The organism is Alkalihalophilus marmarensis DSM 21297, from assembly GCF_000474275.2.
In the GTDB taxonomy this organism is placed as follows: Bacteria; Bacillota; Bacilli; order Bacillales; family Bacillaceae_D; genus Alkalihalophilus; species Alkalihalophilus marmarensis.
The window spans coordinates 1-16789 of record NZ_ATAE01000033.1 but is presented as its reverse complement, the minus strand read 5'-3'; the positions used below and the strand labels follow the sequence as shown (position 1 = coordinate 16789).

At 41.0% G+C, this 16789-nt stretch carries 17 protein-coding genes, 1 riboswitch and 1 other annotated feature; of the genes, 15 read left to right on the top strand and 2 right to left on the bottom strand.

The annotated features are described in order from the left end of the window. Window positions 1-92 precede the first annotated feature (92 nt). The 9 genes from A33I_RS12070 to A33I_RS12030 all read left to right on the top strand — a co-directional run bounded on the left by A33I_RS12070 (window position 93) and on the right by A33I_RS12030 (window position 8478). Window positions 93-890 carry a M23 family metallopeptidase gene (locus A33I_RS12070; RefSeq protein WP_022628669.1) on the top strand — a complete coding sequence of 266 codons (798 nt, stop codon included), beginning with the start codon at window positions 93-95 and terminating at the stop codon, window positions 888-890. Beyond that, window positions 883-1749, top strand: a complete 867-nt coding sequence (locus A33I_RS12065; RefSeq protein WP_022628668.1) for a M50 family metallopeptidase — start codon at window positions 883-885, stop codon at window positions 1747-1749. The genes A33I_RS12070 and A33I_RS12065 overlap by 8 nt, the downstream gene beginning before the upstream one ends. A 141-nt stretch (window positions 1750-1890) precedes the next feature. Beyond that, complete coding sequence (locus tag A33I_RS12060; protein WP_022628667.1) at window positions 1891-3402, top strand: Rne/Rng family ribonuclease; 1512 nt, start codon at window positions 1891-1893, stop codon at window positions 3400-3402. Window positions 3403-3487: 85 nt separating this feature from the next. Further along, window positions 3488-3562, top strand: a sequence feature (ribosomal protein L21 leader region). 12 nt (window positions 3563-3574) lie between these two features. Next, entirely contained in the window at window positions 3575-3883 is a 309-nt protein-coding gene (gene rplU, locus A33I_RS12055; protein ID WP_012959891.1) for a 50S ribosomal protein L21, read from the top strand. Between the two features lie 9 nt (window positions 3884-3892). Beyond that, a complete protein-coding gene (locus tag A33I_RS12050) occupies window positions 3893-4219 on the top strand; it encodes a ribosomal-processing cysteine protease Prp (RefSeq protein ID WP_022628666.1) in 327 nt (108 codons plus the stop codon). Between the two features lie 20 nt (window positions 4220-4239). Further along, complete coding sequence (gene rpmA / locus A33I_RS12045; RefSeq protein WP_012959889.1) at window positions 4240-4518, top strand: 50S ribosomal protein L27; 279 nt, start codon at window positions 4240-4242, stop codon at window positions 4516-4518. Between the two features lie 305 nt (window positions 4519-4823). Beyond that, window positions 4824-6446 (top strand): Na/Pi cotransporter family protein, encoded by a 1623-nt coding sequence (locus A33I_RS12040; RefSeq protein WP_022628665.1) that lies wholly within the window; start codon window positions 4824-4826, stop codon window positions 6444-6446. Window positions 6447-6573: 127 nt separating this feature from the next. After that, the gene (locus tag A33I_RS12035; protein ID WP_022628664.1) at window positions 6574-7719 is read left to right on the top strand and encodes an amidohydrolase; all 1146 of its coding nucleotides are present in this window, start codon (window positions 6574-6576) and stop codon (window positions 7717-7719) included. A gap of 24 nt (window positions 7720-7743) precedes the next feature. Further along, a complete protein-coding gene (locus tag A33I_RS12030; RefSeq protein ID WP_031311609.1) occupies window positions 7744-8478 on the top strand; it encodes an MBL fold metallo-hydrolase in 735 nt (244 codons plus the stop codon). 144 nt (window positions 8479-8622) lie between these two features. Here A33I_RS12030 and A33I_RS12025 read toward each other — a convergent pair whose 3' ends face one another. After that, window positions 8623-9486, bottom strand: a complete 864-nt coding sequence (locus tag A33I_RS12025) for a permease (protein WP_022628661.1) — start codon at window positions 9484-9486, stop codon at window positions 8623-8625. Between the two features lie 99 nt (window positions 9487-9585). Then, window positions 9586-9909 carry an ArsR/SmtB family transcription factor gene (locus tag A33I_RS12020; RefSeq protein ID WP_022628660.1) on the bottom strand — a complete coding sequence of 108 codons (324 nt, stop codon included), beginning with the start codon at window positions 9907-9909 and terminating at the stop codon, window positions 9586-9588. 219 nt (window positions 9910-10128) lie between these two features. Here A33I_RS12020 and A33I_RS12015 point away from each other — a divergent pair, with 219 nt between their 5' ends. The 6 genes from A33I_RS12015 to mgtE all read left to right on the top strand — a co-directional run bounded on the left by A33I_RS12015 (window position 10129) and on the right by mgtE (window position 16333). After that, complete coding sequence (locus A33I_RS12015; protein WP_012959882.1) at window positions 10129-10479, top strand: ArsR/SmtB family transcription factor; 351 nt, start codon at window positions 10129-10131, stop codon at window positions 10477-10479. 34 nt (window positions 10480-10513) lie between these two features. Beyond that, window positions 10514-11824 carry an arsenic transporter gene (locus A33I_RS12010; RefSeq protein ID WP_022628659.1) on the top strand — a complete coding sequence of 437 codons (1311 nt, stop codon included), beginning with the start codon at window positions 10514-10516 and terminating at the stop codon, window positions 11822-11824. Between the two features lie 50 nt (window positions 11825-11874). Continuing rightward, a complete protein-coding gene (gene arsC, locus A33I_RS12005; RefSeq protein WP_022628658.1) occupies window positions 11875-12294 on the top strand; it encodes an arsenate reductase (thioredoxin) in 420 nt (139 codons plus the stop codon). A gap of 70 nt (window positions 12295-12364) precedes the next feature. After that, a complete protein-coding gene (arsD, locus tag A33I_RS12000) occupies window positions 12365-12721 on the top strand; it encodes an arsenite efflux transporter metallochaperone ArsD (RefSeq protein ID WP_012959879.1) in 357 nt (118 codons plus the stop codon). Further along, complete coding sequence (gene arsA, locus A33I_RS11995) at window positions 12721-14496, top strand: arsenical pump-driving ATPase (RefSeq protein WP_022628657.1); 1776 nt, start codon at window positions 12721-12723, stop codon at window positions 14494-14496. Before arsD ends, arsA begins: the two co-directional genes overlap by 1 nt. A gap of 62 nt (window positions 14497-14558) precedes the next feature. After that, a riboswitch (M-box (ykoK) riboswitch) is annotated at window positions 14559-14726 on the top strand. A gap of 245 nt (window positions 14727-14971) precedes the next feature. Further along, complete coding sequence (gene mgtE, locus A33I_RS11990) at window positions 14972-16333, top strand: magnesium transporter (RefSeq protein WP_022628656.1); 1362 nt, start codon at window positions 14972-14974, stop codon at window positions 16331-16333. Window positions 16334-16789 lie beyond the last annotated feature (456 nt).

Genomic DNA, 16789 nt, shown 5'->3' with positions numbered 1-16789 from the left:
CCTCCTTATTTCCTATTCCCAATTCTGTCATATCAAAAACGGACAAGTCATATAGTTATTGTAACAAGTTAAAGGTAAAGGTGGAATGAGGGATGTCTAAGCAGCTGAATAAAGTCAAAAAGCGTTTAGAATCAAGGAGAAGAGAGATACAGGGGAATGTTAAACAAAGAGAAAGAACCGCTCCGATGCTCGTTCATAAGCATGAGGATGCAAGAGAAGAGCCTGATTTTTACGTCGAACCAGGATCGTTTAAAAGTACTCCGCCATTAAAGAAGGGACAAGATCATTTCTTAATCCGGGCTATGCTCTCTGTCTGCATCTTTCTTGTCATTGCCATCATGTTTAAAACAGGAGCTCCTCAATTTGAAGGAGTCAGACAGTTTGTGAAAGGTTCGTATGAACAAGAATTTCAATTTGCTGCTGTGGCTAATTGGTATGAAAATCAATTTGGACGGCCGCTCGCTCTATTGCCAGAGCCAAGAGATGTGGCGTTAGGTGACGTAAATGAAGAGGAACCGGAAGCGGAGATGGTCTATGCCGTACCAGCATCCGGCCAGATTAGTGAAGGCTTTGAACAGAATGGACGAGGCGTCTATATTGAAACAGGCGCTAATACAAGTATAGAAGCGGCAAAGGGCGGCTATGTGATTACTGTAGGCGGAATCGATGATGAGGAGGTTGGCAAGGCAGTTGTCGTGCAGCATTATGATGGAACCGAATCAATCTATGGGCTGTTAAATGACATTCATGTAAATATGTATGACCACATTCAAGCAGGCCATGAAATTGGCACGGTATCAACTAATGAGGAAGGGAGAGGAGTTTATTACTTTGCTTTAAAACAGGGAGATCAATACATTGATCCTAGCGATGTGATTTCATTTGAGTAGTCTATGGTATCTTCTCTCTAAAATGAAGATCAACCCCTTCTTCTGGGTCGTGCTTGGAGGAGGGGTAATCACTGGATATTTTCGTGAAGTGCTTCTCGTTTTTGCAATCGTGTTTATACATGAAATGGGTCATGCCATAGCAGCTCATTCGTTTAAGTGGAGGATTCACAAAATTGAGCTGCTCCCTTTTGGCGGAGTAGCGGAGGTGGAAGACAGCGGGAATCGGCCGATAAAAGAAGAGTTAATTGTCATTCTCGCAGGGCCGCTTCAGCATGTTTGGATGATTGGATTATCTTATATCCTGCTCTATCTGGACGTATGGTCGCAGTCTACACATGAATTATTTGTTTGGCATAACCTCACCATTTTGCTCGTCAATTTAGCTCCTATCTTGCCGCTTGATGGGGGGAGATTCATTCAACTTCTTTATATGAAATACTTCGCTTATCATACGGCATTAAAAAGATCGTGGTCCGCCTCTTGTGCAGTGTTGGGAGTGGTTACGATCTTTAGTGCAGCGCTATTTCCTTTTCATTTAAATTTATGGGTCGTATTAAGCTTTCTGATGATCGTTCATTATCTGGAGTGGAAACAGAGGCATTATCGAATGATGCGATTTTTAATTGGGAGACCTAAAACCGAAAAGGTTCCAAAAAAGAAAATCAAATCTGTCGCTGTATCAGGACAGCTCTCACTCTTTGATGGAATCAAAAAAATGTATAGAGGATATATTCATGAATTTCACTATCTTGATCCTGCGACGAAAAAGAGGGTCACGGTTTGCGAGGCACAAGTGTTGGATGCCCTTATTAAAAAAAAACAGTGGCAGATAACATTTGCTGAGCTGGCATCAAGGTAAGAGAAGCGGCTGATTGCAGACCGCTTCTCTTTGTTGTACTGTTATTAATTCTTTGGAGTAGTTGTGTAATCGAAAGACTGCATAAAAGGCTGTGATAAGGTACAATGAAAGGGACGGAATTGGACGTAAGGAGGGTGGCCTGTGAATCGAAACATCTATTTTAATACAGCGACAAGAGAACGCCGCGCTGCAATAGTGGAGAATGGGCAGGTAGTAGAGTTACTAGTAGAGCGCCCTGCAGAAAATCGAATTGTAGGTAATGTATACATAGGCAGAGTCGTTAATGTTCTGCCGGGAATGCAGGCAGCATTTGTCGATATCGGGCGCGAAAAAAACGGGTTCCTCTATCGGGATGATCTTCTAAGTTTTCATTTATCAGAAGAAGCGGATGAGGTGAAAAAACAACGGAATATTACAGAGTTTGTGACTAAAGGGCAAGAACTTTTAGTTCAAGTCACAAAGGAAGGATTCGGGCAAAAAGGACCTCGTTTATCAGGAGTGGTCTCAATGCCTGGTAAATACACTGTGTATATGCCAGAAGGCGGGTATGTTGGAGTGTCCCGCCGTATGGGGACAGAAGAAGAAAGAGAGCGGCTGCGCGGGATTGGAGAAGCTCTTCTTAAGGAAAACGAAGGAATGATTATCCGAACAGTTTGCGAAGATGCGAAGCCGGAGGTGATCGAGCAGGATCTTCATTTTCTCCGAACGAGCTGGGAAAGTGTGTGGCAGGAGGGGAAAGAAAAGAGAGCTCCTGCTTTAATTCATCAGGGCTCGAGTTTAATTGAGAAAATGATGCTTGATTTTTCTTTGAATCAAATTGATGAGATCGTAATTGATGATGCTGATGACTATCAGACGTTGAAAGCTCTCCTGGCTCCTTATTCAGACGTTCATGAAAAAGTAAGGCTCTATCATGAAAAAGAAAATATCTTTTCGGTATATGGAATAGACAAAGAGCTAGATAAGGCATTAAGAAGGCAAATATGGCTAAAGAATGGTGCCTATCTTATCGTGGATCAAACCGAAGCGTTAACGGTCATCGATGTGAATACCGGCAAGTTCACTGGAAAGACGGACCTTCAAGATACGGTGCGGAAAACCAATTTAGAAGCAGCTAAGGAAATTGCAAGGCAGCTCAGGCTTAGGGACACATCAGGGATTATTATTATTGATTTTATTGATATGAAAAAAGAAGAAGATCGCGAATACGTATTAGAAGCATTTAAACGAGGGCTGAAAAATGACCGGACTAAGACGAATGTAGTAGGTTTAACCGGGCTTGGTCTTGTAGAGATGACACGTAAAAAAGTGCGCCAAAGTCTGCAGGCAAGTCTGTCAAAAGCTTGTCCGACATGCAAGGAGCAAGGGTCTGTCTTGTCAGATGAAGCGCAGGCTTATAAAATTGAACGATTAATATGGGAATACCGCGGAATGGACCATGAAGCCATTCTGATTGAACTTCCTTCCGCCGTGTCTGCTGTTCTGGCTGGGCCAAAAGGGGAATTATTAAAGCAGCTTGAAGAAGCGGCAGGCTTTAGAATTTTACTTATGCCAAATAAGCATATGCCGGAAGAAGCCTTTGCGATTCGCTTTATGGGAGACTTAGAAGAAGCAGCAAGCCAGCTTGAACGGTTAAAACAGAAAAAAGGGTAAATAAAAGGTTCAACCGTAAAGTTGCGATTGACACCCTGAATTTTTATGTGATAAAATAGCTTTTGTTAGTTATTTGGTCGCACCCAAACAACTACAACCGCGCAGATTAGGTTTTTAAAAGGCATAGCCCTTACCTATAATGGCGAGTCTGAGTATATGAGGAGGTGCAGGTATGTACGCAATTATTGAAACTGGTGGTAAACAAATCAAGGTTCAAGAAGGTCAAGAAATCTACATCGAGAAATTAGATGCTGAAGCTGGTGATGTTGTTAGCTTTGACAAAGTACTTATGATCGGTGGTAACGATGTGAAGGTTGGTGCTCCTTTAGTAGAGGGCGCAACTGTTTCGGCTAAAGTTGAAAAACACGGTCGTCAAAAGAAAATCATCGTTTACAAGATGAAGGCTAAGAAGAACTATCGTCGTAAGCAAGGTCATCGTCAACCTTACACTAAAGTAGTTATCGACAAGATCAACGCTTAAGGTGTAGAGATGATCACTGTTCTTATTGAACGTAATGCTAATCAACAGATTGATTCTTTTACGATGAGTGGACATGCTGACTCCGGTCCGCATGGTCATGACCTCGTTTGCGCTGGAGCTTCAGCTGTTTCTTTTGGAGCGGTCAATGCGATTTCTGCCCTGTGCAGTGTAGAGCTTGATATCCAAATGGAAGAGGAAGGCGGGTTTCTCCGCTGCGGTGTTCCAACTGGTTTGGATAACACCACATATGAGAAAGTTCAGCTCCTCCTTGAAGGGATGATTGTCTCTCTTCAATCGATGGCTGAAGAATACAGTGAGTATATTGAAATAAAGTAAATATCCAGGAGGTGAATTCCATGTTAAAAATGAACCTTCAATTTTTCGCATCGAAAAAAGGGGTAGGTAGTACAAAGAACGGACGTGACTCACGTTCTAAGCGTCTTGGTGCTAAACGTGCTGACGGTCAAACCGTAACAGGCGGATCTATCTTAGTTCGTCAACGCGGTACACGTGTTTACCCTGGTACAAACGTTGGTAAAGGCGGCGACGATACTCTTTTCGCGAAAGTAGACGGCGTTGTAAAATACGAGCGTGTAGGACGCGATCGCAAACAAGTGAGCGTATACCCTGCATAATTGTAAAGAAAACTCTCAGTTAGTATATCTAATTGAGGGTTTTTTTGTTGTGTTTAAAAGTTATTATTTTCTATGAAAGGGTAAAGTTTTATCTGGGAACGTTATAAACAGCTCAACATTTAAAGGTTTTTTGGGCAGTATAGAAGGTGTAGAATGTTGTAAATAAGACGATAATGAGCGCCTTTACAATTCCTTTACAAAATCTTAATAATAATATCGTTTACTTCTTTATAAAAGTTACTTACTATGGTCAAGGGATGAGTTATTGAAGACAACTTCAGACAACAACTAAAGGGGATGTAGTAATGGATTTACAAGAACTGTTGTTTATGTTCTTTGGAGGACTAGGTATTTTCCTTTTCGGGATTAAGTACTTAGGGGATGGCCTTCAAAAGGTCGCTGGAGACGGCCTGAGAGATCTACTTGACCGTTTTACAACAAATCCGATTATGGGTGTGTTTGCGGGTATTTTTGTTACGATTTTACTTCAAACAAGTACAGGGACGACTGTACTGACGATCGGGCTTGTTAATGCCGGTTTTATGACCTTAAAGCAAGCAATTGGGGTTATTATTGGAGCGAATATTGGTACAACAGCTACGGCGTTTATTATCGGGATTAAAATTTCCGCATATGCACTTCCAATCATCGCAGTAGGTACATTCTTAATATTCTTCTTTAAAAATCATAAAGTTAATAATTATGGACAAGTTCTATTTGGCTTTGGTGCTTTATTCTTGGGACTGAATTTAATGGGAGATGGAATGAAGCCTGTCCGCGATCTGCAAACATTTGCTGATTTAACGGTTAGTATGAGTGATAACCCATTACTTGGTGTGGCAATTGGAACGATTTTCACAGTCATTATCCAAAGTTCTTCTGCTGCTATTGGTTTATTACAAACATTGTTTGCTCAAGGAGCTTTGAGTTTAGATGCTGCTCTTCCTGTTTTATTCGGGGATAATATTGGTACAACCATTACGGCTGTACTTGCAGCAATCGGCGCATCAGTTGCAGCAAAGCGAGCAGCATTAACACATGTTATTTTTAACGTAATTGGAACGATATTAGTATTGATTTTACTAGTTCCTTTTACGAGGGTCGTTGAATATTTCCAAAACAGCTTAAATCTAAATCCTGAGATGACGATTGCTTTTGCTCATGGTATTTTTAATGTGTCGAACACATTGATTCAACTGCCGTTCATCGGTGTACTAGCATGGATCGTTGTGAAATTAATCCCTGGACAAGATTCAGCGATTGCATATAAAGCAGTTCACTTAGAAGAGCGATTCATTAGACAATCACCTTCTATTGCTCTTGGGCAAGGAAAAAAAGAAGTATTACGTATGGCAGAGCTGTCTGAAAAGGGAATTGAAGAAGTTGGTCAGTATTTTAAAACACAAGGGAAAAAGCACAGAGAGCTTATTCCTCAATATGAAGATGCGATTAACAATTTAGATAAAAAGATTACGGATTATCTAATTCAAGTCTCTTCTCACTCACTAACAGATGAGGATTCAAAAACGCACTCTACGTTGATGAACACGATCCGTGACCTAGAGCGTATCGGTGATCATATGGAAAACATTATGGAGCTTGTTGAATATCAAATTACGAATAAAGTGAAATTCTCAGACTCGGCCGTTGCTGATCTAGATGAGATGTTTGACCTAACTTTATCTACGTTAAGACAAGCGGTTAAAGCATTAGAAACAGACGATATTGAAGAAGCGAAATCTGTTTTACTGAAAGAAGAACAAATTGATAAGATGGAACGTGATCTTCGAAAGAAACATATCATTCGTTTAAATGAAAATAGATGTACAGGTGCTGCTGGTGTTATTTATGTTGATATGGTAAGTAACCTAGAGCGTGTCGGTGACCACGCAGTGAATATCGCAGAAGTTGTTATTGAAGCAGAATAAAAGAACGAATAAATCGATTAGTCAGAACATGGCTGGTCGATTTTTTTATGGGTAGAAGTTATTCACTAAAGCATGTATAGTTTAAGTATTCAAACTTTTCGGTATCCGAAACAAGGAGTGACTAAGCATGAAAGCATATGTTGGAGCGACGATCATAACTGGAACAGGTGAAGTATTAGAGAAGGCAGCCTTATTAGTTAATGAAGGAAAAGTAGTAGATGCGGGAGAGAGGATTGATCTTCCTGAAGAAGCCGAAGTCATTGATATGGAAGGGAAATACATAACTCCTGGTTTAATTGATGTCCATACACATATTGGCGTATTTGAAGAAGGGATTGGGCCTGCAGGACATGATTTTAATGAAACATCTGCTGCCGCAACACCGCATGTAAGAGCGATTGACGGTATAAATCCATTCGATCAAGGGTTTCTAGATGCACGTGCAGCAGGGGTTACAACTGTTCAGATTATGCCTGGCAGTGCGAATGTCATCGGCGGTGAAATGTCAATCTTAAAAACAGCTGGAACGATCACCGATGAGATGATCGTTAAATCTCCATCAGGTATGAAAGCAGCCTTCGGTGAGAATCCAAAACGAGTCCATGGAGGAAAAGGGAAGGAGCCGATGACTCGTATGGGTGTAGCTGCGATTTTTCGCAGTCAGCTGATGAAGGCTCAGGATTATGTAAAGGAACAAAAGGAAGGCACCCTAAAGCGGCGCGACCTTGGAATGGAGCAATTGGCTAAAGTCATCAAAAAGGAAATTCCACTCCGAATTCATGCGCATCGATCCGATGATATTGTAACCATCCTTCGTTTAATAAAAGAGTTTGAAGTAGAGGCAACCATAGAACACTGCACAGAGGGACATCTTATTGCAGAATATCTTTCAAATCATCCAATCCGTGTTTCGGTTGGGCCGACAATGACGTCGCGTACAAAGGTAGAGTTGAATGATAAAGGATGGCATACCCTGATTGAGCTTGAGAAACACGGGGTCCCTTTTGCAATTACAACCGATCATCCTGTTGTAACGATTGAGCATCTTATCACATCTGCTCATACAGCTGTGAAAAACGGGTTGTCTGAGCAATCTGCCTTTAAAGCAATAATGATCAGAGCAGCAGAGCATCTAGGGATTGCCGATCGTGTAGGATCACTTGAACCAGGCAAGGATGCTGACTTTGTTATTTGGTCTCATCATCCATTTAATGTTCATGCCAATGTGATGCAAACCTTTATTAATGGAAAGACTGTGTACGGAGAGTTATAAATAGAAAGAAAGCGAGGAATGCTGATGAACATTACAGTCGTTGGGTATTGGCATGCTTATCCTGAAAGAGGCGAAGCGACGTCTGGGTATTTACTAGAACATGGCAGCACAAAGTTGTTACTCGACTGTGGCAGCGGAGTCGTCTCAAACGTGCAAAAATACATAGATCTTATTGATTTAAATGGTGTTGTGCTGTCGCATTATCATCATGATCATTTCGCCGATATCGGCCCGCTTCAGTATGCCCAGATTGTAAACAAGGGAATGGGAAAGCGGAAGAAGAATTTTACGATATATGCCCATCAAGAAGATACAGCTTCTTTCAATAAATTAGCATACAAAGATCTTGTAAAATCAGTAGCATATAATGAGAGAGAACCGCTTAAAATCGGCCCTTTCGCGTTTAACTTTTTCAAGACGCAGCATCCTGTTCCGTGCTATGCGATGAAAATAACATGTGATGGAAAACAGATCGTTTATACCGCTGATTCTAGTTACTTTGCAGGGTTAGCTGATTTTGCAAACGGATGTGACTTAGTCATTACCGAATGCAGCGGCTACAGCGGCGATCACGTAGGACAATATGGTCATATGAACAGTAAGGATGCTGCGAAGCTAGCTGTACATTCAGGGGTAGAAAAAATCATCCTCTCCCACTTGCCGCATCACGGGAATCATGAGCAATTAAAGCGGGAGGTAGAAGAGACATTTAGCGGGGATGTTGTACTAGCAAAGGCAGGGCTTGTGCTTGAGTTATAAATAATAGAAAGCGGCGTTTGGCCGCTTTCTATTTTTCTTTAGGCTGCTGACTTACTTCCTTAATGTCAATCTTACAGCAAGAGGATGGTTTAGTTGGCTGCTGACGGATTGACTTCAATATTTTTTTCCACATAAGATCACCCCCTATATAAAGTAAAATACAAAGCCTGAGATGGTTGACATACTAAGCACCGATAAGACAAAAGCAATAATAAGCTGCTTTTTAAATATGGACTTTAGTAAAACAAGTTCTGGTAAGCTTGCACCTGCAGAGCTGATCATCATTGCCATGACAGGGCCGATTGCCATTCCATTCATGATAAGAATGTGAGAGAGCGGAATCATACTTGAGAGTCTAATATATAAAGGGATGCCGACTATTGCAGCAAGTGGGATAAGCCACCAAGCATCGCCGCCGAAATAGTTGCTGATAAATTCAGCTGGCACCAGACCATGTATGACAGCTCCGATAGCCGCACCAATTAATAAATACGGATAAACGGTTTTCATTAACTGCCATGTCTCTAGCCAAGCAGCTTTAAAGGAAAACGCCTTATTCGATTGTTCATATCCACTCATCATCACTTGTTTGACATAACGTTCACACCCCAGCTTTTCTAGCAACAGTCCAATGATTAATGAGAGGGACGATGTAATAAGAATATAAATCATCGTCACTTTCCATCCCATAATGACTGTCATAATGGAGAGAATTGTAGGGTCAAGTACGGGGGAAGCAAATAAGAAAACCATCACTACACCGAAGCGGACATTGTTTTTTAGAAGATTAATAATGACGGGTATAGTGGAACATGAGCAGAATGGTGTAAGGAAAGCAAAAAATAAAGCGATGACACTTGCTAAAATAGGATGAGACTGCTTGAGTTTGTTTTCAATTCGTTCGTAAGGTATGTAGGATTGAAGGAAGTTCAGTAAAAATGAGACACCGATAAACAACACTGTTAACTGTAGAGCGATCATACTAAAGCTGATCATTGTTTCTTTCATTTGAACCCCTCTTTTATATCAATTTTTTTTTGATTAATAGGCTATGATACATCAAAATAAATTGATGTAAACTGTAATTAGTAGTCCCAGCTAATAATATTATTCAGCTGGGCGGAGCAAGCAGCATAACTCTTCTGATAATAAATGATTGATCACATCTGAATTAATACTGTAATAATTCCAGGTGCCTCTTTTCTCTTTTGTAATGATATCTGCATCAAGTAAGATTTTTAAATGATAAGACAGCTTAGATTGGGTAAGATTAAGAATGTCAGTTAAATCACATACACATGAAGCGCCTTGTTGGCACAGAATAGACAATAAATGTAATCGTTTTTGATCAGCTAATGCTTTGAACTGCTTTTCATACAACGTAAAGTCTGGCTTTTCTACAGAAGCAGCTAAGGGAATAGTTAACTTCATGATTCTTGCCTCCTTATTATTAAATCAGAATAAATTGATTTATTTGTATGTTACTACCTAATTTCACTAAATGCAACCAATAAATCAAAAAAAGTTGATATAATAATTTTTCATCTATACTGAATGTATGTTAAGTTAATGTAAAGAATATGATTATCACTTGCGTATATAAGTATATGCTTATATACTAACTTTGTACTTAAGAAAGGGCTGAGAGATATGGAGGAAACAAAATCTCAAGTGGAAATAGAAGAAGCTGCTAAAGTTCTTAAGCTTTTAGGAGATAAAACACGTCTTTCGATGATGGCGCTTATGGAAGAAGATGAATGCTGTGTATGTGAATTTGTCGAACTATTTAACATGAGTCAGCCTTCAGTGAGCCAGCATTTACGAAAATTAAGGGATGTAGGGCTCGTTGTGGAAGAAAGACGCGGCCAATGGATTTTCTTTAGGGTAAACCCTGACCACTTGGCGTACCCTATGGTCAAAAGTTTACTACAACACCTGCCTAGTCAGCAGGTTAAATTAATTGAACTAGAACAACGCGGGTTACGAGTGTGTTGTGATTAAAAAGTAATAGAAAAAAAAGAGAGTGGGGGAAACAATGACATCTGTGATAGTAGCATCACTGATTTTCCTGTTCACGCTTGTTCTCGTCATCTGGCAGCCGAAAGGTTTGTCTATCGGCTGGTCAGCAACAATTGGAGCGATCTTAGCTTTAATCGTTGGAGTGGTTGATTTTGGCGATGTCGTGACGGTAACAGGAATTGTGTGGAATGCAACATTAACATTCGTTGCCATTATTATCATTTCATTAATATTAGACGAAATTGGTTTCTTTGAATGGTCGGCCTTACATATGGCCAGGTTTGCAAATGGTAATGGTTTGAAAATGTTCATATATGTCTCATTACTAGGAGCAGTTGTTGCCGCATTGTTTGCAAATGACGGTGCTGCCTTAATTTTAACACCCATCGTATTAGCGATGGTCAGGGCGCTGCGTTTTAAAGAAGCGATGGTGCTTCCATTTATTATGGCAAGCGGATTTATCGCAGATACGACAAGTTTGCCGCTGCTTGTAAGTAACCTCGTTAATATTGTATCTGCTGACTTTTTCGGAATTGGATTTGTTGAATATGCAACAAGAATGATTGTGCCGAACTTCTTTGCACTTGGGGCAAGTATTCTTGTATTGTATCTATTCTTTAGAAAAGACATTCCACTAAAATATGATATGTCTCAATTAAAGGCGCCTGTTGAAGCAATTAAAGATCAGAAGCTGTTTAAGCTTTCATGGTATATCTTGGCTGTCCTTTTAATTGGGTACTTCGTAAGTGAATTTATTCACTTGCCAGTCTCATTTGTAGCTATGCCGATCGCCATTATTTTCTATATTATTTTCCGGATCATGAGTGCAGACAACCCAAGTTTAAGCTCAGCAGGCATAATAAAAGGTGCTCCGTGGGCGATCGTTGTTTTCTCCATCGGTATGTATGTCGTTGTATACAGCTTACGAAATGTTGGATTAACAGATGTTCTAGCTGGATTTATCCAAATGACAGCTGATCAAGGATTATTTGTTGGAACGATCTCGATGGGCTTTATCGCGGCCATTCTTTCATCGATTATGAATAATATGCCGACGGTGATGATCAATGCTTTGGCAATTGCAGACACGAATACAACAGGTATCATGCGTGAGGCATTAATCTATGCTAATGTGATCGGTTCTGATTTAGGTCCTAAAATTACGCCGATAGGCTCCCTTGCGACACTGCTATGGCTGCATGTCCTTTCGAAAAAAGGAATGAAGATTTCATGGGGCTACTACTTTAAAGTCGGTATTATCTTAACTGTGCCAACACTATTTATTACCTTAGTCGGACTATACCTCTGGCTAATTATTATCTTGTAGCGTAAAGCTGCACATACATTACTACTACTATAAACAAAGGGGTTTTAAACATGTCAAAACCAATTATTTACTTCTTATGTACAGGAAACTCTTGCCGCAGCCAAATGGCAGAAGGCTGGGGAAAGCATTACCTTAGTGATAAATATGAAGTGTACTCAGCTGGAATTGAAGCACATGGCGTCAATCCAAATGCAGTGAAGGCGATGAAAGAAGTAGATGTGGACATTACAAATCAAACATCTGATACGATTGATCAAGAGATCTTAAAGAAAGCAGACCTTGTAGTGACATTATGCGGTCATGCAGCAGACGTTTGTCCGGCTACACCGCCAAATAAAGAGCGTGTACATTGGGGCTTTGATGACCCTGCAAAAGCAGAAGGAACAGAAGAAGAAAAATGGGCATTCTTCCAACGTGTTCGTGATGAAATTGGCGACCGTATTAAAACATTCGCTGAAACAGGTAAATAAACAAGTTAGAAGGGTCGACTGAAATGGTCTGACCCTTTTCCTACACATGAGAATAAAGGAGATGACTGTAATGGCTAAGATTCGAATTTATGACCCTGCACTATGTTGTCCAACCGGAGTATGTGGACCAAGTGTAGATCCTGAGTTAACAAGAATTGCAACCGCACTTTTTATGCTGGAAAAAAAGGGAGCAGATGTTGCCCGCTATAACCTAGGAAGTGAACCGCAAGCTTTTATTGATGAGAAAAATGTAAATCAGCTTCTTAATGATAAAGGAACGGAGGCTCTTCCTGTTGTCGTTGTTAATGATAAAGTTGAATTAACAGGTAAGTATCCTACTAACGAGCAGCTGGCAAAATGGACTGGAATAAGCGTGCAAGAGCTGACCAAAGAACCTAAAAAAATGAAAGGAATTGAGTTATTATAATGACACAATTTCAATCAACCTCTCGTCGATTTAACCCAGTAAAAGAAGAGCTGACTCCTTATTTATTTTTTACAGGTAAAGGGGGAGTGGGGAAGACTTCTACAGCTTGTGCGACAGCTGTTGCCTTAGCTGATCAGGGGAAGAAAGTGCTCTTGGTTAGTACAGATCCTGCCTCTAATCTGCAAGATGTCTTTGAACAGGAAATTGGCTATCACGAAACGAAAATCGATGAACTTCCTAACGTTACAGCGATTAACTTAGATCCCGAGGAAGCAGCTGCTGCTTATCGAAATAAAATGATTGGGCCGTTTCGAGATAAGCTGCCAGCACCAGTGATTGCTCAAATGGAAGAGCAGTTATCGGGTGCATGTACTGTAGAAATTGCCGCATTTGATGAATTTGCTACGATCCTGACAAATCCGGAACGAACAAATGAGTATGATCATATTGTTTTTGATACGGCACCGACCGGACATACCCTTCGTCTCTTACAGCTGCCAACTGCTTGGTCTGGCTTTTTAGATACGAGCACTCATGGAGCTTCATGTCTTGGTCCATTATCAGGGTTAGCTGAGAAGAAGGCACTTTATGACCATACAGTTAAAGCCCTGTCAGATGCAGCGAAAACAACACTTATTTTAGTGGCAAGACCAGAACCGTCTACACTTAAAGAGGCAGACCGTGCATCAGGAGAGCTGAAGGAGCTCGGCCTTGTTAATCAATGGCTGCTTATAAATGGGAAAATGCAATCCTATGTAAATGAGGATCTGACATCAACTGCTTTTTATAAGCGCCAAGAAAAAGCATTGCAATCAATGCCTGCAAAATTACAAGAAACAAAGCAATATGAGCTGCCGTATGTCCCTTATCAGCTGACGGGAATAGAGTCGCTGCGCTCTCTTTTTAAGGAGCTGCCTAAAAGCAATGCGCGATTGGTGCCTCGTTCAGACGTTCAGGCTGATTCTCTTTCTGTCCTGATTAATGACCTTGCGAAAAAAGAGCAAGGAGTTATCTTAACAATGGGAAAAGGGGGAGTCGGTAAAACGACGGTCGCTGCGGCCGTTGCAGCAGGCCTTGCAAACAAAGGGCATAAAGTGAAATTAACAACTACAGATCCGGCTGCGCATGTAAGTGATTTATTCTCTGAAAAAGAGGATCAGCTTATTACGATCAGCCGAATTGACCCGAAAGCCGAAGTAGAGGCGTATAAACAGGAAGTGTTGTCTGCATCTAGTGAACATTTAGATGAAAATGGACTTGCCTATTTAGAGGAAGATTTAAACTCGCCATGTACAGAAGAAATTGCTGTCTTTAGAGCATTTGCTGATGTAGTGGAACAAGCCGATGATGCGTTTGTTGTCATTGATACGGCACCAACCGGCCACACGCTCCTCTTGCTAGATGCTGCACATTCCTATCATAAGGAAATGGAACGAAGTACAGGGGAAGTGCCTGAATCGGTAAAGAAGTTACTTCCAAGACTGCGAAATCCAAAAGAGACAGATGTACTTGTCGTCACCTTGCCAGAAGCCACGCCGGTATTTGAGGCATCAAGGCTGCAAGAGGATCTTATTCGCGCTGACATTACACCGAGCTGGTGGGTGATTAACCAAAGTTTTGCTGGCACGAATACAATTGACCCAATTTTATCTGAGCGAGCACAAAGTGAGATAAAATGGATCAATGAAGTTATGACCACTCATACAAAACAAACCGTGGTTATTCCTTGGCAGGCTGAAGCCATTAAGGGAAGAAAGCAGCTAACTTCTTTATAGAAAATTAGATTCGATGTATTGACAGAATATCTTATGTCCTGTAAAGTCTTCGTTGTAATTAAATAGTTCCTCGTTAGGTGAGGCTCCTGTGCTGGAGATACGCTGCTGCCCAAAAACGTCCAAAGACGCCAATGGGTCAACAGGAACCATCGACATAAGGTGGTTTTTAATGTAGCTGGAATGAGATTCCTATGCCGCACAGTGCTAAAGCTCTACGAATGGAGGATTTCGATAATATTGATCATCAAGTAATTGATATCTGTTATTTAGTATTGGCATCTTCTTTCGTAGGAGGTGCTTTTTGTTTTATTTTCCCTTTTTAAAGGAATAGAAAAGTGAGGTGGTGCGAAAATGGATAGTAGGATAAAGCAATCAGTCATAACAGTAAAATCAAGCAATGAAACGAATCAAGATGATCCATTTCCCCCCTCATGGGTGAAAAGGGAAGTGGGTCCCATAATAGGGGGACTACAACATGGTGAAATTAAACGAACAAAAGAGAATGACGTATGCAAAGCAAATATATGATCTATTAAAAAGTGGAGATGTTGAGCAGTTTCGTGAGTGGTTTCTTGCACTCCACCCAACAGATCAAGCGGATATATTCATTGAGCTAGCAATTGAAGCGCGCCAAAAAGTGTATCAATTCCTATCTCCGAATGAATTTGCCGAAGTATTTGAAGGACTTGAAAAGAAAGAGCAGATGTATGTGTTTAAAGAGCTTGATCCGACTTACGGATCAGCGATGTTAAATGATATGTATGCCGATGATGTGGTAACTTTCTTATCATTTTTAAGTGAAAGGGAAGTAACAGCGATTTTGAATTCAATGGAAGAATCAGAAGCAAGTGAAGTCCGCGAATTATTATCCTATGAGCCTGAAACTGCCGGAGCAATTATGACAAAAGAATTTATCCGCGTCTCTGCTGTAGAAACGGTAGCTGAAGTAATTGGAAGGCTTAGAAAAGAAGCACCTGATGCGGAGACGATCTACTATTTATATGTAGTAGATGAACGCGAGAAGCTTGTCGGCGTTGTTTCTTTAAGAGATTTAATTACTTCTGAGGAGACAGATTTAGTACAGGATGTGATGAGCCGGGAGGTTGTTTCTGTTTCGGCTAAAACTGACCAAGAGGATGTGGCTCGTTTAATAAAGAAATACGACTTCTTGGCAGCACCTGTTATTTCAAGTGAAGGAAAGCTGGTCGGAATTGTTACAGTCGATGACATCATCGATATTTTAGAAGAGGAAGCGACGGAGGACTTAGGAGAATTTTCTGCATCTAAAGGAGCGACAGATGTGGATGTGTCTTCTTTTCAAGCAGCTAAAAAGCGCGCACCTTGGATCATTTTATTGATGTTTTTTGGACTTATTACGGCTGAAGTGATCGGCCAGTTTGAAGAAACATTAGAAGCGATTGTTCTGTTGGCTGCCTTTATCCCGCTGTTAATGGACTCTGCGGGCAATACTGGTACACAGTCACTTGCTGTAGCGGTTCGTGGTCTAGCGCTTGGCACTGTTGAGCGAGATGGTGTCTGGAAGATGTTAAAGCGTGAACTTGGGACAGGTTTGATGCTTGGGTTCATCTGTATGCTTGTTATCGCAGGGATTGTGACAGTGATGCACGGTAATATGATGCTTGCATTCATAGTTGGTATCTCTATCTTTCTTACATTAAGCATCGCTACAATTATTGGTACAATTGTGCCTCTCATCATCAATAAGATGAAACTCGACCCAGCCATCGCATCTGGTCCATTTATTACAACTGTTAATGACATATTAGGATTGCTCATCTACTTCTCCATCGCAACAGCATTACTAGAGTATTTATAGAAAGTATTATTAGATCATTATGTATGTTGAAATAAAGAAAACGACTAGTTCAAAACCGTTTGAACTAGTCGTCTTTTTTGTGCAAGAACGCCACAATTAAGGAAACGAATGAAAAAGTCCTCTTTGCAGTGGTTGTTGATCTCCTCTGCAGGCAGCGGTCCGGGAGCTTACTCTTCGCCTTGCTTTTTTGGATAACTATTGGCCACGCACAAACTGAATGAGTTTACCTTGCGATAGTGGTTGATTTCCGCTGCAGGTGCTCGCTTTCCGCGGGCGGTCCGGGAGCTTCCTCGTCGCTTTTTGCTCCTGTGGGATCTCCCTGGTCACGCATATCCCGCAGGGCACAAGCCCGAGGAAGCTCAGCAGCTCACCGCGGAAAGCGAAGCATATTTCAGTAGCGAAGACTATGCTATAACCCTTCTTTGAGACACTTAATGTTTAATAGCTTTTAAACCA